This is a genomic window from Acaryochloris sp. 'Moss Beach' (assembly GCF_021497025.1).
Classification (GTDB): Bacteria; Cyanobacteriota; Cyanobacteriia; order Thermosynechococcales; family Thermosynechococcaceae; genus Acaryochloris; species Acaryochloris marina_A.
Map to the genome: position 1 here is coordinate 369,252 of NZ_CP071717.1, position 20,597 is coordinate 389,848.

The 20,597-nt window shown below is 44.7% G+C and carries 18 protein-coding genes; 14 read left to right on the forward strand and 4 right to left on the reverse strand.

The window, feature by feature from the left end; genetic code table 11:
• Positions 1-39 precede the first annotated feature (39 nt).
• From HRE53_RS01775 to HRE53_RS01785, 3 genes are all read left to right on the forward strand, one after another.
• On the forward strand, positions 40-1,980 hold the full coding sequence (locus tag HRE53_RS01775; protein ID WP_235108849.1) for a long-chain fatty acid--CoA ligase: 1,941 nt from the start codon (positions 40-42) through the stop codon (positions 1,978-1,980).
• A 23-nt stretch (positions 1,981-2,003) separates the two neighbouring features.
• On the forward strand, positions 2,004-2,471 hold the full coding sequence (locus HRE53_RS01780) for a YlqD family protein (RefSeq protein WP_212661954.1): 468 nt from the start codon (positions 2,004-2,006) through the stop codon (positions 2,469-2,471).
• A gap of 318 nt (positions 2,472-2,789) precedes the next feature.
• Complete coding sequence (locus tag HRE53_RS01785; protein WP_235108850.1) at positions 2,790-3,497, forward strand: GDSL-type esterase/lipase family protein; 708 nt, start codon at positions 2,790-2,792, stop codon at positions 3,495-3,497.
• Positions 3,498-3,513: 16 nt separating this feature from the next.
• On the opposite strand, the gene mnmA is transcribed toward HRE53_RS01785, so the two are convergent.
• Positions 3,514-4,581: a tRNA 2-thiouridine(34) synthase MnmA gene (mnmA, locus tag HRE53_RS01790; protein WP_235108851.1), complete on the reverse strand. Its 1,068-nt coding sequence runs from the start codon at positions 4,579-4,581 to the stop codon at positions 3,514-3,516.
• A gap of 311 nt (positions 4,582-4,892) precedes the next feature.
• Between mnmA and HRE53_RS01795 the strand changes: the two genes are divergently transcribed.
• The 3 genes from HRE53_RS01795 to ilvC all read left to right on the forward strand — a co-directional run bounded on the left by HRE53_RS01795 (position 4,893) and on the right by ilvC (position 6,822).
• Positions 4,893-5,153, forward strand: coding sequence for an RNA-binding protein (locus HRE53_RS01795; RefSeq protein WP_212661957.1), 261 nt, complete (start codon positions 4,893-4,895; stop codon positions 5,151-5,153).
• A gap of 261 nt (positions 5,154-5,414) precedes the next feature.
• A complete protein-coding gene (rpsU, locus tag HRE53_RS01800) occupies positions 5,415-5,594 on the forward strand; it encodes a 30S ribosomal protein S21 (protein WP_010476866.1) in 180 nt (59 codons plus the stop codon).
• Between the two features lie 232 nt (positions 5,595-5,826).
• A complete protein-coding gene (gene ilvC / locus HRE53_RS01805) occupies positions 5,827-6,822 on the forward strand; it encodes a ketol-acid reductoisomerase (RefSeq protein ID WP_212661958.1) in 996 nt (331 codons plus the stop codon).
• 155 nt (positions 6,823-6,977) lie between these two features.
• On the opposite strand, the gene HRE53_RS01810 is transcribed toward ilvC, so the two are convergent.
• A complete protein-coding gene (locus HRE53_RS01810; protein ID WP_212661959.1) occupies positions 6,978-7,475 on the reverse strand; it encodes a cyclic nucleotide-binding domain-containing protein in 498 nt (165 codons plus the stop codon).
• Positions 7,476-7,946: 471 nt separating this feature from the next.
• Between HRE53_RS01810 and HRE53_RS01815 the strand changes: the two genes are divergently transcribed.
• Both HRE53_RS01815 and ctpB read left to right on the forward strand, forming a co-directional pair.
• Positions 7,947-8,156 carry a hypothetical protein gene (locus HRE53_RS01815; protein ID WP_212661960.1) on the forward strand — a complete coding sequence of 70 codons (210 nt, stop codon included), beginning with the start codon at positions 7,947-7,949 and terminating at the stop codon, positions 8,154-8,156.
• A 247-nt stretch (positions 8,157-8,403) separates the two neighbouring features.
• A complete protein-coding gene (gene ctpB / locus HRE53_RS01820; RefSeq protein ID WP_235108852.1) occupies positions 8,404-9,750 on the forward strand; it encodes a carboxyl-terminal processing protease CtpB in 1,347 nt (448 codons plus the stop codon).
• Positions 9,751-9,907: 157 nt separating this feature from the next.
• Here ctpB and psb28 read toward each other — a convergent pair whose 3' ends face one another.
• Together psb28 and dapB are read right to left on the reverse strand one after the other, a co-directional pair.
• On the reverse strand, positions 9,908-10,243 hold the full coding sequence (gene psb28, locus HRE53_RS01825) for a photosystem II reaction center protein Psb28 (RefSeq protein ID WP_212661962.1): 336 nt from the start codon (positions 10,241-10,243) through the stop codon (positions 9,908-9,910).
• A gap of 236 nt (positions 10,244-10,479) precedes the next feature.
• Positions 10,480-11,307, reverse strand: coding sequence for a 4-hydroxy-tetrahydrodipicolinate reductase (gene dapB / locus HRE53_RS01830; RefSeq protein ID WP_212661963.1), 828 nt, complete (start codon positions 11,305-11,307; stop codon positions 10,480-10,482).
• A gap of 154 nt (positions 11,308-11,461) precedes the next feature.
• Between dapB and HRE53_RS01835 the strand changes: the two genes are divergently transcribed.
• The 6 genes from HRE53_RS01835 (at position 11,462) to HRE53_RS01860 (ending at position 20,553) form a co-directional block, all read left to right on the forward strand.
• Entirely contained in the window at positions 11,462-14,107 is a 2,646-nt protein-coding gene (locus HRE53_RS01835) for a TIGR03960 family B12-binding radical SAM protein (protein WP_315876134.1), read from the forward strand.
• A 156-nt stretch (positions 14,108-14,263) separates the two neighbouring features.
• A complete protein-coding gene (locus HRE53_RS01840) occupies positions 14,264-15,400 on the forward strand; it encodes a glycosyltransferase family 4 protein (RefSeq protein WP_235108853.1) in 1,137 nt (378 codons plus the stop codon).
• A gap of 15 nt (positions 15,401-15,415) precedes the next feature.
• Complete coding sequence (locus HRE53_RS01845) at positions 15,416-16,660, forward strand: glycosyltransferase family 4 protein (RefSeq protein WP_235108854.1); 1,245 nt, start codon at positions 15,416-15,418, stop codon at positions 16,658-16,660.
• Positions 16,661-16,871: 211 nt separating this feature from the next.
• The gene (locus HRE53_RS01850) at positions 16,872-17,858 is read left to right on the forward strand and encodes a glycosyltransferase (protein ID WP_235108855.1); all 987 of its coding nucleotides are present in this window, start codon (positions 16,872-16,874) and stop codon (positions 17,856-17,858) included.
• 177 nt (positions 17,859-18,035) lie between these two features.
• Complete coding sequence (locus HRE53_RS01855; RefSeq protein ID WP_235108856.1) at positions 18,036-19,199, forward strand: glycosyltransferase family 4 protein; 1,164 nt, start codon at positions 18,036-18,038, stop codon at positions 19,197-19,199.
• A 28-nt stretch (positions 19,200-19,227) separates the two neighbouring features.
• Positions 19,228-20,553, forward strand: coding sequence for a hypothetical protein (locus HRE53_RS01860; RefSeq protein ID WP_235108857.1), 1,326 nt, complete (start codon positions 19,228-19,230; stop codon positions 20,551-20,553).
• The last annotated feature ends 44 nt before the right edge of the window (positions 20,554-20,597 follow it).

Consider the following 20,597-nt stretch of genomic DNA (forward strand, 5'->3'; position numbering starts at 1 on the left):
GTCATGTAGGTACACACGCATCTCGGAGAAAGACAAGCTATGTCTGTTGGCCATCCTCCACAATCTTCAGAAACGGTGAAGTTGGAATATAACCAGTTACAGTCTATTTCTGAAATATGGCCGATTGCCGCCCAGCAGTTTGGGGAAATTGTGGCACTTCGAGATCCCCATGTAAAGCCAGAAGTGAATCTCACCTATGTGGAATTGAACCGCCAAGTCCAACGGTTCGCAGCTAGTTTACAGGCCTTAGGAGTTAAACCTGGCGATCGGGTGGCTTTGTTTGCCGATAATAGTTCCCGCTGGTTTATCGCTGATCAAGGCAGCATTATGGCAGGGGCCGTCAATGTGGTCCGCAGTTCCCAGGCCAGCCCAGAGGAGCTTGTCTACATTCTAGAAAACAGTGGGGCCACTTTTCTACTGGTTGAGGATGCGGCAACATTCAGTAAATTGCAGCCATTCCTGACGAAAATCCCTTTAAAATTGGTGGCCTTGCTTTCGGATGAAGAAGTGTCAAACAACGGCCAATCTCAGGTATTGAACTTTCCCCAAGTGTTCCAAGAAGGAACTCACGGTGCCGTTCGTGCGGTTCCTTTGGATCGAGAACATTTAGCGACGCTGATCTATACATCTGGAACGAGTGGCAAACCCAAGGGAGTCATGCTGAGTCATGGCAACCTGCTCCACATCATTACGGCCATGCCTGCGGCGGTTCAGCCAGAAGTAGGCGATCGCATTCTCAGTATCCTCCCCACCTGGCATTCCTTCGGTCGCTTGGTAGACTACTACTTCCTGTCCCAAGGATGCACGCAAATCTATACCAGCATTCGAAACCTCAAAGGAGATCTGCAAACCTATAAACCCCACTATATGGGCAGTGTGCCGCGTTTATGGGAGTCTCTTTACGAAGGGATGCAGAAAAAATTTCGGAGTGAACCTGCCACTCGTCAAAAACTGATCAATACGTTTTTTGGGATCAGCCAGAAATATATTTTGGCCCGCCGGACTCAACAAGGACTCAACATTAACAATCTCAATCCGTCAGGGCTACAGCGGTTTTCGGCTCAACTGCAGATGATTTTCCTAGGTCCTTTGCATCAATTGGGCGATCGCATCGTCTATACCAAAATCAGACAGGCCATGGGCGGACAATTCAAGCTGTCCTTCAGCGGCGGCGGCTCCTTAGCCATGCACCTAGAGACCTTCTTTGAAACCGTCGGTATTGATGTACTCGTGGGCTATGGATTAACAGAAACCTCGCCCGTATTAACCTCTCGTCGGACAGGAAAAAATTTGCGCCGCTCAGCGGGTAAGCCCATTCCTAAAACAGAAATTAAAATTGTCGACCCGCAAACTCGTCAAACCTTACCCACAGGTCAACAAGGCCTCGTCATTGTCCGAGGACCTCAAGTTATGCAGGGCTACTACCAAAATCCGACAGCGACAGCAAAAGTGATTGATCAAGAAGGCTGGTTTGATACAGGAGATTTAGGCTGGTTGACGCCGACACAAGATCTGGTTCTGACCGGACGAGCCAAAGATACCATTGTGCTCTCCAACGGTGAAAATATTGAGCCGCAGCCTCTGGAAGACGCCTGTGCCCGCAGCTCATTCATTGATCAAATCATGGTGGTTGGGCAGGATCAACGCAGCCTAGGAGCCCTAATTGTTCCTAATCTCGATGCTCTGCAACAGTGGGCCTCCGATCAAAATGTCTCCATTCAACAACCGGATACTACGCTCACTCCAGGGAACCAAGTCCTCACCTTTTCCGATCAACCCATACAAGATCTCTTTCGCCAGGAACTTACTCGAGAAGTCAAAAATCGTCCGAACTACCGCCCTGATGAGCGAATTGGTCCCTTTGCCTTTGCCTTAGAACCCTTTTCCATCGAAAATGGAATGCTTACGCAAACCCTAAAAGTTCGCCGTCGTGTTGTCATGGAGCATTACCGCGATATGATCAACGGAATGTTTAAATAGATTCAAATCGCTGCAAAAGACCTATGGAAATTCCTGCTGATCAGCTTCTGTTGAAACGCCCCATTACCGTGAAAGCAGTTGTTACCCCTCTATGGAAAGATGAGGCTCAACAACAGCTCCAAACCCAAATCAATCAATTTGATGGTCAGCTTCAGCAACTTGATAACCAAGTTCAACAAATGATCGGCGAGTTGAAAAAGCAAACAATTCAAATTATTGGGGCTGAAGGTAGCACTTCAGAAGAAACCCAAGCTCAAATCCAAGATATCCAAATGCAAGCGAATAATCGCAAAAGTGAACTCCTAGATCAAAAAAATCAGGTTTTACAACAACTTAACCAAGTCCAATCCCTGGAGATGGAGCAAGAAGTTGAGCAAGGGCAGATCGATAGCTTTTTCTACATCAAGAAAGGAGATCACCTCATTCGCAGAATGCAGGTCGAAGTCCTACTAAGAGATGGTGTAGTTGAAGATATTCGAGGCGAACTCTAATTTAATTGCCCCGTTAGCTCAATATTGACTAGCCTTTCAGTGCATCAGATGTTAGTCGGCCTGAACTCAACCCAGTATTTGCCAATATTTAGCTTGGCAAATACTGGGTTGAGTTTGTATTGCAACCATGACCGTCGGATTGTGGAGAATGAATCTAAACTTGCCCTGCTCATTGGCTTGGAAATGTGAGATTCATCACTGCAAGGTTTTGGAGTAACGCTTTAAAGTGAGGGGAATCGAATGCTAATGTTAAGAAATTAACAAAAAATTAATTCAAAATATTACAAATTCGATTTAAAACAAAACACTATACCTACAATGCATAGTCTTTCTGCATCTCCCCAACTCCAACAGCCTACACCTAAATTCCCAGTCCCTTTAAAGCTTGTGGCTTTAGGGGATAGCTTGGTCTATGGGTATGGCGATCCTGAAGGAGGAGGATGGGTCGAGCGACTCCGACGACAGTGGATGTATCCCGATAATGCAGGCCATATCCTCTATAACTTAGGGGTGCGTGGAGATACCATTAAGCACGTTGCTCGGCGACTAGAAAGTGAATTTCGGTATCGAGGGGAACTGCGACATCAGGTCCCGGATCGAATCATTTTATCGGTTGGGGTGAATGATTCTGCTCGCCTTGGACGGCTTAATGGCCAGTGTTTTACGCCGTTTCCAGACTTTCAAAATCAATTGGCGGAACTGCTCGATCGCGCAGTTGAACTTTGCCCCGTATTGTTTGTCGGCATGGTGCCTGTAAACGAACAGGCCATGCCTTTCTTAGATGCCTTTTATTACAACCACGCGGATCAGCATCTTTATAATGAAGCCACTCGGCTGGCATGCCATGAGCGGCAGATTCCTTTCCTAGATCTGTTTGATATCTGGCAACAAAGAGGAGCAAGCTGGTGTGATCCACAGATGGGAGCTGATGGCTTGCATCCGAATCCCCAAGGATATCAATCTCTATTAATGGATATTTGCAACTGGCAACCGATGCAAGCTTTAATGCAGTCCGGTACGGCTTAAAGCGCAAACGACAGAATTAAGAAAAAGCCTCAATAATTCCTCCACCCAACAGGATTTCCTGGTCATACCAAACCGCAGCTTGGCCTGGTGCAATACCAAATTGGGAGGTCTCAAAAACCAACTTCACTCGGCTACCCTGTGCATCTGCTTCCAAGGGAACGATAGTAACGCCTGTTGGCTTCGAGCGGTAGCGGACCTGGACCTCAGCATGAATAGGATTTTGGGGAGGGGCAATCGAAACCCAATTGACTCGTTTCACCATACATTCAGTCCGAAGAGCAGTCTCTCGATCACCGACAATGACTTGATTCTTGCCTGGATCTAAATCCACCACATATAAAGGACGAGGAGCTGCAACACCAATCCCTTTCCGTTGGCCAATCGTAAAATGATGAATCCCCTGATGATGTCCTAGAATATTCCCCTCTTGGTCTACGATTTCTCCTGGATGAGTCTGAATATATTGATCCAAAAAAGTTTGCATCGACCCATGAGCCTCAATTAAGCACAAATCCTGGCTTTCAGGTTTCTCGGCTGTATGAAGATCAAGCTGAGTCGCCATACGGCGGGTTTCAGTTTTCGTATGTTCTCCCAATGGAAAAACTGTGCCGCTCAGCAAATCTTGATCTAAATCGTAGAGAAAATAAGATTGATCTTTGTTCCGATCCACTGCCCGTAGAAGCTGATAGCGTTTGTCCTTTTCACTGTATGCAATCCGAGCGTAATGGCCTGTGGCAATCGTATCTGTGTTGAGCTCATGGCGGGCATAGTTCAACATGGGGCCAAACTTAACGGTTTTATTGCATTGTGAGCAGGGTAAAGGGGTAATTCCCTGCTGATATCCTTCTACTAGATAGTCAATAATATGACTGGAAAACAGGTCTCGACTGTCCACCACGTGATGAGGAATATTTAAATCCTCGCAAAGTTGGGCAGCATCCACTAGACCATCAGAACAGCATTGCCCTTTTCCTTGCATTAACCATAAGGTAAGACCAATTACTTCATACCCTTTTTCTTTAAGACTCGCTGCTGCAACGGAGCTATCCACTCCTCCAGAGAGACCAACAACAACTTTCTTCATGTTCAAAATAGTGCGTGGGTAAGCATTAGGAAAAATACGGTAAAAGCGATAGAGTTAGAACAACATTATCTAATTCCATTGTTCCATGCTAACTTTTCCGACCAATCCTTGGGGCAACATCATGTCCAATCACGACAGATACTTATTGATATAGCATTCTGACCTAATCATGCCGCAATGGGGCCTTTAGGTCTAGAAGCGCATAAGCTCTGCTGTGTTGGTTATGACTGTAAAGCTACGCTTTTAATTCAAAAATAGACAGGATATTTCCTGCTTTACCCTTAATTTACTCGCCCTTTGGAGATGTACTAATGTCGATTTACGTTGGGAATTTATCCTACGAAGCTAGCCAAGATGACGTGTCTGCTGTTTTTGCAGAATATGGCAAAGTAGCGAAAGTTCACCTTCCCGCTGATCGGGAAACAGGCCGGAAACGCGGTTTTGGATTTGTGGATATGGAAAATGATTCAGAAGAAGAGGCTGCGATTGCAGCCTTGGATGGAGCTGAGTGGATGGGGCGCCAGTTGAAGGTCAATAAAGCTCGTCCTCGTACTCCCAACCCTTCTTGGTAGAGATATTGCAGAGGTTATAACAACTTTAACTCCTGCAAGAATAGTCTTCAAAATCTTATCTATTTCAATTCTGTTTTGTGTAAGCAACAAATCATAGGAATGTGATGTCGTTATCTTTGCGAGGGTATGCTTTCACAAGATAAGGATGGCTGGATTTTTCCAAAAAACAGTAGAATAGATTGGAATTCCTATAGTGAAATACTTCTTCACAAAGGATGGCCCATACTGTAACTGAAATAAAATCTAAGGAGAAGTTAGGCAGTGGTTCAGGTGGTTTTAGGTGAAGACGAAGGTATTGAATCTGCATTGCGTCGATTTAAGCGTCAAGTCTCAAAGGCCGGGATTTTGGCAGATGTAAAACGTCGACGCCATTTTGAGACCCCCTTAGAGAAGAAAAAGCGTAAGCGCATTGCTACTCGTCGTAAACGTCGTTTTCGCTAGGACATACATTTCTCGACTGCAAAAGCCAAGATATCGGCCAATAGTCTTTTTAACCACTGCCTCGCTTAGTAAAGGCAGTGGTTGTTATGCTGAACAACACACTTTTTTGAGCAACGGTGTTAGAAATTTGTTGTTCTTCGTTTGCTTGTTCGTAGTATGATTCACCAGCAATCAATTGTAGAATTAGAAGCCAGCAGACAGCCCCTGGCTGTTAAGGAGAAAGCAAAACATTATGGCCCGCATGTATTACGATGCCGATGCCAATCTAGATTTATTGGCGAATAAAACCGTTGCCATCATTGGCTATGGCTCCCAAGGGCATGCCCATGCCTTAAACCTAAAAGATAGTGGTGTTCAGGTCATTGTGGGTTTATACGAAGGGAGCAAATCCACAGCTAAAGCCCAGGAAGCTGGACTAACTGTGAAGTCAGTTGCGGACGCTGCAAAAGCTGCTGACTTAATTATGATTTTGCTGCCTGATGAAGTCCAGAGAACCGTCTACACCCAAGATATTCAACCTCATTTGAGTGCAGATAAGGTGTTGGCATTTGCCCATGGTTTTAACATCCATTTTGCCCAGGTTGTTCCTCCAAAGGATGTTGATGTCGTTATGGTAGCTCCAAAGGGTCCTGGGCACCTAGTACGACGCACTTATGCTCAAGGGCAAGGCGTTCCCTGCTTGTTCGCTGTGTACCAAGATGCTACGGGTCAAGCACGAGATCGAGCTATGGCCTATGCCAAAGGAATTGGGGGAACCCGAGCAGGTATTCTCGAAACGACATTCCGAGAAGAAACAGAGACAGATCTATTCGGAGAGCAAGCTGTTCTGTGTGGTGGGTTGACCGCCTTAATTAAGGCAGGTTTTGAAACCTTAGTGGAAGCAGGATATCAGCCTGAATTGGCCTATTTCGAATGTATGCATGAAGTGAAGCTAATTGTGGATCTAATTGTGGAAGGCGGGCTAGCTAAGATGCGAGATAGCATCTCTAATACGGCTGAGTATGGAGACTACACCCGCGGACCTCGCATTGTTGATGATAGAACTAAAGCTGAAATGCGCCGAGTTCTGCATGAAATTCAAACGGGGCAGTTTGCCAAGGAATTCGTGCTAGAGAATATGTCTGGCAAAGCAGGATTTACAGCTACGCGCCGACGTGAGTCTGAACACGCGATTGAAGAAGTTGGCAAGGATTTACGAGCAATGTTCAGCTGGACAGATAAAGCATAATTAACCTTTAGTTTGAGGTTAGCTGACAGTCTTATCTCTTGTAGACTAGCGATTAATCTCAGCTGAGGTTTTTTAGTAGCTTGGCTGAATAGTGTTTGCTCCCTTCCAATTTTCAATTTCTGTAGGAAGAAACCAGGGTTTAAAACCTCAAGTTTTTAATATGCCCAACTTGGGGTTTGGACTCTAGTGCACCAGCTTTGGAGTGCATTTTGTTGAAAGGTTGAGGTTTGAATTTTTTGCTGTCGCTGATAGAGGCTTGCAATTAGGTCGGCTTTACTTTCCGAATGCTTTTGTAACGCAGCTTGTAATTTAGATTGATGTAAAACCAAACACTGGCTGGCTTGAATTGTAGTGACAGTTGCAGAGGCTGGCTGGCTATCAAATAGGTTGATATCCCCAAAATGGGCTCCTCGTGAAAGCTCAGCCATCTTGATGTCATCTACGTGAATTTTGACTTTCCCTTCAACGATGAAGAAAATCAGTCTTTCTCGATCCCCTTTATGGAGGATGGCTTGATTCTCCTCAAAAGTTTGCTCTTCCATTTCTGCCGCTAAACATTCTAAGAAAGCCTCATTCTCAATATTTTGTAGGAAATCGGTTGTCCTGAGAAATGCTAAGTGATTCACCACTGTTGGGCTAGTTTTGGAAAACATACTTAAGAAAGTGATACTTGAAAAGTTTCTATGCTTCCTAGTATCTTCTTTCTGATGAGGAGCATCGACCGTATAACCACTGATTCTTGTGTTTTTTTATTCTTTAACCAGTAGTTAAATTGAAGATACAAGTAAAGCAGAGTGTAACGGAAAGGTAGATACGGCAAGCACTAGCGCATATTTAGGATGAGTGGTGCCGAGCTGCTCAAAATGACTAGATAATGGTGATGTTTCATCTCATCAACTAACCCTATGACCGTAAAATTACTGAGTATTGGAACAATAATTGCATCAGCATCGATGCAAAATTCATTACAGTCCATCTTCTTGCGGAATCAAGAGGTTGAGCCGAAAAGCTATGAACTTAATTTTGTTCATCTGCTGATCAATAGGACTTAAGAAGCCTTTTTGAGATCGATCCAATACAATAGCTGTAAGTCTAACGATAACCTGGGGATACTCAGTTCCTATATGGCACCAAGACGACGAGCTAAGCGTAAACGGCTCTTTCAGCAATCTCGATTAACACGCTCCAATAAACCCCGATGTGTGGTTTGTGAGGAAGAATTTGATTCCCCAACCCTTAGTGTTCAGCTTGGTAAAGGACGGGCTCATCTTCTCTGTGCAGGACTCGCTAGGATAGGATTAAAAGGCCTAGCCCGCTCTTCTGGGCGCTGGTAAGGCTGCTCCTGGCGTCCTGATTCTGGGTTTATGAATTTTTTAGAGGATGTGATGGTTTCTAGCTCTTTCTGTCCATCCTAATGACAATTGCTGTGGGGTTAAAAATCTTCAAATCAATAGCACTTTAGCTGTTCAGTGAGTTTCCACTTTCTTGCTTTGGCAAAGATGGCAGGTTCCTTTGAACGCTTGACCTCGGTAACCATTCTTTCTTCTTCGGTATATGAATCAATTATTCAAGCTCCGTTCGATGACTCGTAGCCATGGAATTTGGAAAAGTGTTGTTTTAGTTCCTGCAACAGCCATCACCTTTTTTCAACCTTGTTTAACGAGTGAAGCCCAAGCCACCCTTGAAGATAGTCCGAAGGTCGTCTTGGATGAAGCTTGGCAGTTGGTCAACCGCTACTATGTTGACGGTACGTTTAATCAGAAGGATTGGCAGGCAACACGTCAGACTTTGTTAAGTGATCAGTATGCCTCTAAGCAGCATGCCTATTCTGCGCTCCGTAAAGCCTTAGCAGTATTGGATGATCCCTATACACGGTTCATGTCTCCCCAAGAGTTTAAGGCGCTAACAACACAGACTTCAGGTCAGTTGTCTGGCATTGGTATTCGGTTAGAGCAGAATGAGACTACAAATGCAATTACAATCATTAAGCTTTTGCCTAACGCCCCTGCATTAAAGGCTGGCTTAAAGGTTGGAGATCGTATTGTTGCCATTGATGGAAACAATACTGATGTCATGGATCTCAAAGATGCTTCCAGCTTAATTCGAGGAGAGATTGATACTGCGGTCAAGCTACGGATTAGTAGAGCTGGGCAAGATCCCTTTGACATGGATATTACCCGAGATGTGATTGAACTCCCTACGGTACATACCAAAGTCAAACAGGAAGGGAATAATCGCGTTGGCTACATTCGTTTGCTGGAGTTTAGTGCACATGCCTCCGAGCAAATGAAAACGGCGATCGAAGAACTTGAGGCTCAAAAGGTCGATGGCTTTGTGCTCGACTTAAGGGGTAATCCGGGAGGACTACTTAATGCCAGTATCGAGATTGCTGAAATGTGGCTCAATCGAGGATTTATTGTTCACACCATTGATCGGAAGGGCAAGCAAGATGATATTCGGGCACATCCCACTGCGCTGACAAAGCGCCCCTTGGTGGTTTTGGTTGATGGAGATTCTGCCAGTTCTAGCGAAATTTTAACAGGCGCTTTACAAGATAACCATCGAGCAAAAGTGATTGGAACGTCAACGTTTGGGAAGGCTTTAGTTCAATCTGTCCACAAACTATCAGATGGCTCAGGAATCGCGATTACGGTGTCGCAGTATTTCACCCCAAATGGGACTGATATTAGCCATACAGGTATTACTCCCGATATTCCTGTGAAGCTCACGCCGGAACAATTGCAAACTCTTTACTCAGATCCAAGTCAACTGGCTACTTTTAATGATCCTCAATATATGCAGGCGATCCGAAGTCTGCAGCAATCCATTCATTCACATAATGGGCAGAATCAAAATTCTGTAGCAGTGCCCAAGCAGAATATAAAGACTGAATCGGCTAATCATGCTCAGGCAGATCCTACGAAGTGAATTAGCTAGGACTGTTCTGCAACTTTAGTATTAGGCAATCCAGAAATGGGTAGAAAATCCCAACAGTCGCTGTGCAAAGGCCTATTCGAATGTATATATTCTGTTGCACAGCGAAGTGACTTGACGGAAAGGTGATTCGTTGAGTAATAACTGCTACCTAAGCTTTTGAAAACCCTAGACCGTGGGATTCTGCATAACGATTCATAAATCTCATGAATCGGTTCCATTCTTCCTCAGATCTCATATCGTAGTTGGCTTCAATCGCGTGAGGTTTACCATTTACGAATTTTGCGTTCACGTCTATAGTGGATAACTCTCCTTCCTCATCTAGCAAATACATACCCATGACATCCAATTTCCCTTCTTGGATCAGATTTGGGTTTTCGAAGTAAAAAATAGCTCGGCCTGAAGTACCATCTTTAGCTCGTGTTAACCGTACGTCAGGGATGACCTCTTCATCAACGCCCCGGATAAACTGAATTGCTGCTGACATAATGTGAGTTGAATATTTTAAGAACAGTTAAGTTGTCTTTAACTATACTCACATACTCGACCTTAATGTTCCATAGAAGCCACCAATAAGCATGCAAGTCTTTGCCAATATTGGCCTGTTAGAAATTAGGCCATAGAGGGTAATCATAGACAAACTTTTTCGCCCCAATTTGAGCTTCTGTCGGCCTAGAGGGCCTTCCCAATAGTGTTACGGGTATCGCTAAATTTTCAGGTGAGTTACAGGATTTTCTCCAAGCCGTAAATCAGAGTTTGTAACTGGGTAACTTTGCGAATGGAGAGCAAAACACCGGGCATATAGCAAGCACGATCGCTTGTGTCATGCCGCAGGGTATAGAGTTGACCCGGGGCACCAAATAGGACTTCCTGATGAGCTATTAATCCAGGCAACCGAATACTATGAATTCGAATATTCTCGCTACCTAAACTGCCCCTAGCTCCTGCTAAATGCTCTTGTTCTTCGACGAGGGCGGGGTTATAGGTTTTACCCAAGTCACCGAGTAGCTGAGCAGTTTTAACGGCGGTTCCACTGGGTGCATCTGCTTTTTGATTGTGGTGGAGTTCAATAATTTCAACATGGTCAAAATATTGAGAAGCTTGAACGGCTGCCTGTTGTAACAGCACCATGCCAATGGAGAAGTTGGGAATAACCAAACAGCCCATACTAGCTTTTTCAGTAAATTCAATCAGATCGTTCATCTGCTTATCACTGAGTCCGGTGGTGCCGATCACGGGAAATACACCATATGCGATCGCAGATCTGATATTGCGGTAAACAGAGCTGGGATGGGTAAAGTCCACCATGACACAGGGCTGTTTTTCTTGAGCCGCTGCCGCCAAAACCGGTTCGAGTTCGTTGGTCAGTTCAATATTTAAAGTTTCAAGGCCAACCAGTTCTCCCGCATCTAAACTAAACACTTCAGGATTGTGGTCAACGGCAGCGTAGAGTCTTAAATCATCCGCCTGAACCACGGCTTTGATCACTTCCCGCCCCATTTTGCCAGCGGCTCCAGTGACGATAACGGGAGTTGGCGTTGCATTTGTCATGGTTGAACTGCTCGATTGACCTACTGATTTGACTTTATCAATATAGGGGCCATCCTGAATTGACAGGAGAAAAAATATGACGGCTAATCTCTGACTCGAGTTGTCCCTCGTTATAGTAGATTTGAACGGTTAACATTGAAGTTTGAGATTGCCTGTGCCTGTAGCTGTTGAATCGCTAATTACGCCTGACATTATGAAGCCCGCTCGTTACCTAGGTAACGAGTTAGGTGCTGTGCATAAGGCTTGGGATACGGCTGCCGTGCGGTGGGTATTGACCTACCCCGAAGTGTACGAAGTCGGGGCATCTAACCTTGGGCATATTATTCTCTACAACATTTTGAACGCCCAGCCGCGACAATTGTGCGATCGCGCCTATCTCCCGGCTGCGGATTTAGCCGCCAAACTGCGAGAGACCGAAACGCCACTCTTTGCCGTTGAGACCAAGCGCTCCCTGGCTGACTATGACATTTTGGGCTTTAGCCTCAGCTATGAACTCGGTGCTACCAATATTCTAGAGATGCTAGATCTTGCCGAAATTCCCTTAACTTGGCAAGAACGCAACCAGGCAGATTGGGGTAAGGCGAACATTGCCACCTATCCACTAATTTTTGCTGGGGGGCAGACCGCCACATCCAATCCCGAGCCCTATGCAGATTTCTTCGATTTCGTGGCTTTGGGAGATGGCGAAGAGCTTCTCCCTGAAATCGGCTTAATTTTAGAAGAGGGCAAAGCTCAAGGGTTAAGCCGTCAAGCCGTCTTGCTAGACTTGGCCCAAATCCCCGGCGTTTATGTGCCTCAGTTTTACGATATGGCTGACGATGGGGCAGTTCATCCTAACCGTCCTGATGTGCCCAAACGAGTATTGCGACGGGTGGCGGATCCCATGCCTGCCTACTCTATTGGCTTGGTCCCCTACGTCCAGACCGTCCATGATCGCCTGACGATTGAAGTGCGACGGGGCTGTACCCGAGGCTGTAGATTCTGCCAGCCAGGCATGCTGACCCGCCCCGCTCGGGATGTTGAACCGGAACAGGTGGTGGATGCCATTGAGACGGGGATGCGGGAGACGGGGTATAACGAGTTTTCGCTCTTGTCCCTGAGCTGTTCAGATTATCTGGCCCTCCCCTCTGTGGGGATGGAAATCAAGAATCGACTGAAAGATGAAAATGTCTCCCTGTCTTTGCCAAGTCAGCGGGTGGATCGGTTTGATGAAGATATTGCCAATATTATTGGCGGGACTCGTAAAACGGGACTCACCTTTGCCCCCGAGGCAGGCACCCAGCGGATGCGAGACATCATTAATAAGGGTTTGACCAATGAAGAGCTGTTGCGGGGGATTAAAACTGCCCATGAGCAGGGCTGGACCAAGGTCAAACTCTATTTCATGATTGGCTTACCCGGTGAGACAGATGTCGATGTCTTAGGCATCGCCGAAACGATTCGGTGGTTGCGCCGCGAATGCCAAGACCAAGGCAAGCGACGTCTCAACTTCAACATCACCATTTCTAATTTCACCCCTAAACCCCATACCCCGTTCCAGTGGCATTCTGTGTCTACCCAGGAATTTCAGCGCAAGCAAGATCTCCTACGGGCTGAGTTTAGACGCCTAAAAGGGGTGAAGGTGAACTTCACGGATGTGCGGATTTCGGCAATGGAAGATTTTGTCGGCCGAGGCGATCGTCGCTTGGCTCCGGTGGTTAAACGAGCCTGGGAACTCGGGGCTGGCATGGATTCCTGGTGGGAGAATTTAGGTCAGGCATTTGAGGCATGGACCGATGCGATCGCAGAAGCGAATCTCACCTGGAAATATCGCCAAGTCGAACAAGGAGAATGGAATCTATTTGATCTTTCATCTCTGAACAACGAAGCCTCTTCACAGAATATTCCTCAACCTCTCCAGAATTTAGACACGTCCTTACCTTGGGACCATCTGGATACAGGCATCGATAAACAATGGTTGCAAGACGATCTTAAGCGAGCCTTAGAAGCAGCGACTGTCCCTGATTGTTCCTTCGAGGGTTGCTCTCACTGCGGGGTCTGTAGCGTTGATTTTGGTCATAACGTCGTTATTCCACCTCAACCGATTCCTGCTTTTGACGGCAACTTCGTTCCCAACCAAGATCGTGTTCAACGCATTCGGGTCTGGTTCGGTAAGCAAGGAGATATGGCATTGGTTAGCCATCTTGATTTACTGCGACTATTGGACCGTATTGTGCGGCGAGCTCAAATTCCTATCGCTTACACGGGAGGATTTCATCCCAGTCCTCGAATTGCCCCAGCTAACGCCTTGATGTTAGGGGCCACCAGTTCAGGTGAGATCGTCGATTTTGAGCTAACGGAATGCGTCAATATTGAGACCTTTCGACAAACGCTAGATACGTTTTTGCCTACTGACATCCCTATCTATAAAGCTGAAGTCATTGATCTCAAAGCGTCCTCTGCCACTCAATCGGTAGGGCAAGCTGAATATTTGCTAACCGTCACAGCCAGCGATGACTCATCCATCGATGCTGAGCAATGGCAAATCTGGCTCGATCAAATCTGGGAGGCAAAAGAAATTTTGTTTGAGCAAACGACCAAATCTGGGAAAAAGAAAGTGGTCAATTTGCGTGATCGCCTTTTCTCCTTGAATTTGGGTTCAGTTAATCCAACTCAAATAAACTATATTGGCAGTTGCCGTAATGATGGGACTATCCTGCGCCCAGAGCATCTTATGTTTATGTTGGAGCAGATCAGCGAACAACAGATAGTATTGGCACAAATTCATCGCTGCCAGTTAATTCTGTCAAATATGTCATAACTCAAACTTGACAATATCCATTCTGCATTTGGGGGTAATCTGAAAAAGTAAGAGCCATGATTGAAATGTATGAATAATACGAAGCCCAAATAAACCTCATATACGCCTTACTAGTTGATGTCTTGAGTTTGGAACTGCTCTACCCCCATACCTGAAATGAAAAATCTTCGTATTGCTTGGCTTTTAACTTCAGCAGCTGACTACTGGCATCCGATGCTCAAAAGCCTCTCAGATATAAACCCTGATACTCAGGCATTTGTGGCAAATTGGAGAGGATTTGCACCCGGATATGAAAATGCCTTCAAAGTTGACATTGTCGGTGAACGAAAGGTTGTTGCCTTACGAAAATCAACGGCTAGTTATGGCGACAATTTCACGGTCATGCCCCTAAATATTGTCAATCGCTTACTAAAATTTAAGCCTGACGTTATCTTCTGCAACTCCTTTGGCGTTTGGACTATCCTGGCACTCTTGTCTAAACCCATCGGCAAATGGCGGGTCGTGATTGCCTATGAAGGCAGTTCACCAGGCGTTGATTATCGTAATTCGAGCCTTCGATTATCTATTCGCAAAGCGATGGTCCAGGCAGCGGATGCCTGTATTACCAATAGTCATGCTGGCAAGAAATATTTAGAAGAATTCCTCGCAGCGTCTGCTGAGCTCGTTCATTTACATCCTTATGAGGTGCCGTCCGGCAATGCCCTCCAAGCCTCTTCGGCAGGGGAAGATTTAAGTCATCTTGAGTTTAAACGACCCATTTTTGTATTTGTTGGAAGTGTCAGTGTTCGCAAAGGGATTTCTTTACTCCTCAAAGCTTGTGACGCTTTAGTCCAAGCCGGGTGTCAGCCTTTTACAGTGATGATTGTGGGAGATGGCGATCAGCGGCAAGAATTGGAGGAATATTGCCACACTCATAGCTTAGAAGACTACATCCAATGGATAGGAAAAGTCGATTATCAGAAATTAGGGGCTTATTTTGATTATGCAGATATATTCGTATTACCGACTTTGGAAGACACATGGGGGATGGTTGTCTTAGAATCCATGGCTGTAGGTAAGGCCATTCTTTGCTCCCAGTTCGCTGGAGCCTCGGAGCTGGTAGCAAATGATGATAATGGCTATATATTCGATCCCAATGATACAAATGCGTTTGCATCTGTAATGAAGAAGTTTGTAGATGATCCATCCTTAAGTCAGCGTATGGGAGAACGATCATCACAAATCATGGCTCAATATACTCCTGAAGCCGCAGCAGAATTCCTTGCTAGCGTTGCTAAAGGCACATTGCAATAAAGGTGATTTCTGCTAATGTCTCAACGCTTGAATGTGTTGATTTCTGCTTATGCCTGCCGACCCCATGAAGGATCTGAGCCTGGAGTGGGTTGGAATTTGGTGCTTGAATTATCCAAGTACCATCGTATTTGGGTATTAACTCGAGGAAATAATCAAGTCCCTATAGACACTGAACTCAGTCAACATCCTGTTGCAGATCTCAACTTTATCTATTGTGAACCATCGCAAGTTCTAGCCAAGCTGAATCAAAACCTCAGAATTGTTCACCTACACTATTATCTCTGGCAGTTAAAAGCCTACTGGGTAGCCAAAAAATTACATGAAGAAGTCAATTTCGATATTGTCCACCATGTGACTTATGTTCGATATTCAACCCCAAGCTTTCTGTCTTTCTTACCCCCTCCTTTCATTTGGGGGCCGGTAGGTGGCGGAGAAACCACGCCTGATAAGTTTTGGCAAAGTTTCAGCCTTCGGGGAAAGATCTATGAAATCCTTCGTGATTCTGCCCGTCGACTAGGAGAAGTAGATCCTTTTGTCCATCAGACGGCTGTAAGAAGTTCCCTTGCCCGAGGTACCACCCAAGATACCGTGGATCGGCTAAAGGCTCTCGGTGCTTCTGAAGTAGAGGTTTATTCGCAATTAGGATTGTCTACAAGCGAAATTGCCACATTAAACCTCAAATCGAATAATCATAAGCGGACAACGCGATTTGTCAGTATTGGGCGTTTACTACATTGGAAAGGGTTTCACTTGGGGTTGCAGGCCTTTGCACAAGCTAATTTACCTGAAGATACCGAATATTGGATTATTGGTGATGGCCCTGAACGTCAACATTTACAACAACTAGCAGCAACACTTGAAATTGATCACCAAGTTAAATTCTGGTCTCAACTCTCTCGAGAAGAAACTCTTAATAAGTTAGGGGAATGCTTGGCATTGATCCACCCGAGTTTGCATGAGTCTGGTGGTCTTGTATGTCTGGAAGCAATGGCTGCAGGGTGCCCAGTCATATGTCTGAACATAGGAGGTCCAGCCATTCATGTAACGGAAGAAACGGGTTTCAAAATTTCTGTACAAACTCCACAACAGGTCATTGATGATTTAGCAGCTGCCATGGTACAAATTTCTGGAGATTCAGATCTTTGGCAACGCTGTAGTCAGGCGGGTCAAGAGCGTGCTCAGACCCAGTTTAGCTGGGAAAGTAAAGGGTTGGCTCAAGCTCAGCTTTACCAAGAACTCTTGGAAGCCGCTTACCCATAACCTAATGATTTCCCTCACAGATTGATGCATTTTGCCCTCCAGCAGGTAGAGAGTCGCTTTTTTCTGATGAATATCATTATTTTTTAATAGTTTATTATTACCTCCATCTCAAACTTTCATCCGAGATCCAGCAGAAAAACTAGAGCGGTTTACGGCCTATTACGTAGGGTCTCGCAGAGTTGAAGGACTGGAATTACCGTTAGAGAGGACATTGGTTGTTAATCAAGGTAATCTTCTCGGCAAGATTGAAGAACAGGTATTTAAACTAACCGGTTTTTCTCCCCAACTTTATCAGCAGATCAAGGCATTGAAACCAGCACTGATCCATGCTCAATTTGGTTTAAGTGGTGTACTCATGCTTCCTTGGGTCAAAGATCTGGATATTCCTCTGATTGTTCACTATAGAGGAGCAGATGCCACTATATCTGAAGCAGATTCGAAGTACACTTCATTGAATCATTGGCTGTACTTTCAGAAAAAAGAGACCCTCAAGAACAAAGCGCAGCTATTCCTCACCGTCTCTCAGTTTATACGCCAAAAACTCATAGCTCAGGGATTTCCTGAAGACAAGATTCTCAACCATTATCATGGTGTTGATATCCAGAAGTTTTGGGCAGATCCAAACATTGCTCGTGGACCCATTGTCTTGTTCGTGGGACGTCTTACCGAGAAGAAAGGATGTAAGTATCTGCTTGAGGCCATGTCTATGGTCCAGAGAGAATGCTCTGATGTTGAGTTAGTCATCATTGGCGATGGGCCCCTCAGATCTGAGTTAGAAACAATGGCTCAAAAGAGTCTTAAAAGATATCAATTCCTGGGGGTTCAGCCACCAGAAGTAGTGAAATCCTGGATGAATCGAGCACGCCTATTAGCAGCACCTAGCGTTACGTCGTCAAAAGGAGATGCAGAAGGATTACCGAATGTTGTCCTGGAAGCACAAGCGATGTCATTGCCCGTTGTCAGTACAGTGCATGCTGGAATCCCTGAAGCCGTTGTTGATGGTGTAACTGGCTATTTATCCTCAGAGGCTGATTCCCAAGGCCTAGCTAATTCTATGGTGCGTCTATTTCAAGATCACACCCTATGGCAAACCATGAGTTATAAAGGGCGTGAACATGTTGAAACCCAATTTGATCGAGCAAAACAAACTAAGGTATTAGAAGGAATCTATGAATCTGTTTTGAGTGGCGAAATCTAGAGCTTTTTGACCATCCCTGCAACTCTCTCTGATAAATCTGGGTCAACGAATAGGTCGTAATAGTAGAAGGTTGTTTTTCCTCAATTCAGTCACCGCATAAGGGTGAGACCATCGATCTTGACTTTAATATCTATCGGCTTGCATTAATTTTTCTTGGATTTTGAAATAGGCCACTGTATGCGTATTCTTAGTGTTCACAACTATTACAAAATTCGAGGAGGTGAAGACGAATCTTGTAAATCTGAGAAATCTCTATTGAGAGAGATGGGACATCTCGTCGATGAATATGAGAAAGACAACATTTCGATCCCTTCATATCGGAGTTTACAACTCGCTGCCCAAACAATTTGGTCTCAAGAGTCCTACCGAGCGGTGAGGAAGAAACTACAACAACACTCTTATGATGTTATTCATGTCCAAAACTCTTTCCCTTTAATTTCACCTTCTGTCTATTATGCCGCACAAGCAGAAGGGGTCCCTGTCATCCAAACAATCCGAAATTATCGATTGTTATGTCCCAATGCTCTATTTTTTCGCCAAGGGAATGTCTGTGAAGACTGTCTCAATAAGGCTATCCCGTTGCCTGGAGTAATCCACGGCTGCTATCGAAATAATCGCTTAGCGAGTGGCATTACCGCAGGCATGATCAGCATCCACCGTTTGCTGAAAACATGGGATCGAAAGGTAGATAAGTACATTGCACTGACTCACTTTGCTAGGAATAAATTAATCCAAGGTGGTTTGCCAGCCAATAAGATTATCGTCAAACCAAATTTTGTTAACCCAGATCCTGGTGTCGGCTCCGGCAAAGGCGAATTTGCTTTATATGTGGGTCGGCTATCCGTTGAGAAAGGTCTAGACACGCTATTGTCTGCCTGGGATAAGTTACATTCCCCTTTTCCCCTTCGCATTGTTGGCGATGGACCTTTATCCGAATTAGTTCTTGACAAGATAAAAGAGTCTCCCCATATTTCCTGGTTAGGCCGTAAATCAATTGATGAGGTTCACCAACTAATGGGTGAAGCCTCCTTTTTGATTTTCCCCTCTAAATGGTATGAAACCTTTGGTAGGGTGGCGATAGAAGCTTTTGCAAAGGGAACTCCAGTGATTGCTTCCCAGATTGGTGCAATTGCAGAATTAGTAGAACATAAGAGAACTGGCTTACAGTTTCAGCCTGGTGATTCTCTAGATTTAGCAGAGCAAGTTGAATGGGCTCTTTCTCATCCTGATGAACTGCAACAAATGCGAATAGAAGTCCGAAAAGAGTTTGAATCGAAATATACAGCAGGGGCTAATTACAAACAACTCATTGAAATTTATCAAATGGCTGCCAGTAATTAATGCCTTCTAAATTTACAAATTAAAAAAAATGAGTATTAATCAATTTACGAATATTAAACGCCAAAATTATTATAGAACTTCTACACTCATCCTGGTAGCTTTTGCGACAGCATTTTTGCCTCGTATTATTACCACTGTGGGTGCTCCAAAACCACTAAATTTTCTTCATTTCATTGCTGTTCCATTTGCTTGTATTCTAGCAATTTCGCAAAGTAAATCTAAAGATGCCAAACAAATTAATATTGCTTGGCTAGTTATTGCTGGGTTATTAGTCTACCTAACAATCATGACTGCTAGCGCTCTGATCAATCAGGCTGGAATTATTAATTTGGTGGTAGATTACTTGCTTAAAGTAGAGCCTTTCCTCTTGCTTTTAGCTATAACAAGTATTCCTCTATCTATCCAGAGTTATGAGTTTATTCGGAAATGGTTGATCCGATTTTGCTTCTCTCATATCTTTTTGATATATGGCCAATACTTTTTATTTATTGTGCTCGGACGTCATCCTAAAGCAGGCAATCCAGATTATGTACAAGGAATATTTTATGAATCTGGATCAGGACATGTTGTTGGTGCTTCGGTTGGATTGACCTTTGGGTTATATTATTTTTTCTTTGCGAAGGCGGCACCCATTTGGATCAGAATATCGGTGCTATTTGCAACCTTTTGGGGAATGCTCCTGGCAGATGCAAAGCAGGTATTATTCACTTTTATAATTGCGGGTGGGATTTTATTTCTTTCGAAGACTAAAGATATTGTTGAAACCCTTAAATACCTGATTCCTGGTCTTATTTTCACGGTTGTTTTTTTGTGGTGTGTCCAGAACGTACCTGCTTTTGGAGCCTTTAACACTTGGATGAGACCAGACATATATGGTTCTGATGGTGAAGCAACGTTATTAAAAACAGCTTCTTTACGAATCATTCCTACTTTCTATGAGACTCCATTGAATATGTTTCTGGGTTTAGGCCCAGGACATTCTGTCGGTAGGCTAGGAGGCTGGATGTTGCGAGAGTATGAAGATTTGCTAGCTCCTCTAGGCTCTAGCATTCATCCGGCAAGTGGTGCCGTTTGGGGCGCTGTAAGTGATAGTTGGCTAGGAGATCAGTCCAGTATGTTCTCACCCTTATTCGGTTGGGCAGGGATCTGGGGAGATACAGGATTGTTTGGCTTAGGTGCTTATTTATTTCTGTATATTTTGGTTTTTATTTACTTATGCCAGGATGACTTCTCCAAATTCTGCTGGCTAACTGTTTTAGCCCATGGCTTAATTTTTTTCACAAATGGAGGAGCCAGGTTTTATGCTGTTTATCGTCATGATTATCGGTTTGCAGTGGCAGTACAAACGAATTAAGGAGCTTCATCTCAAAGAGCTACGGTATTCTGCCTATTCCCAAA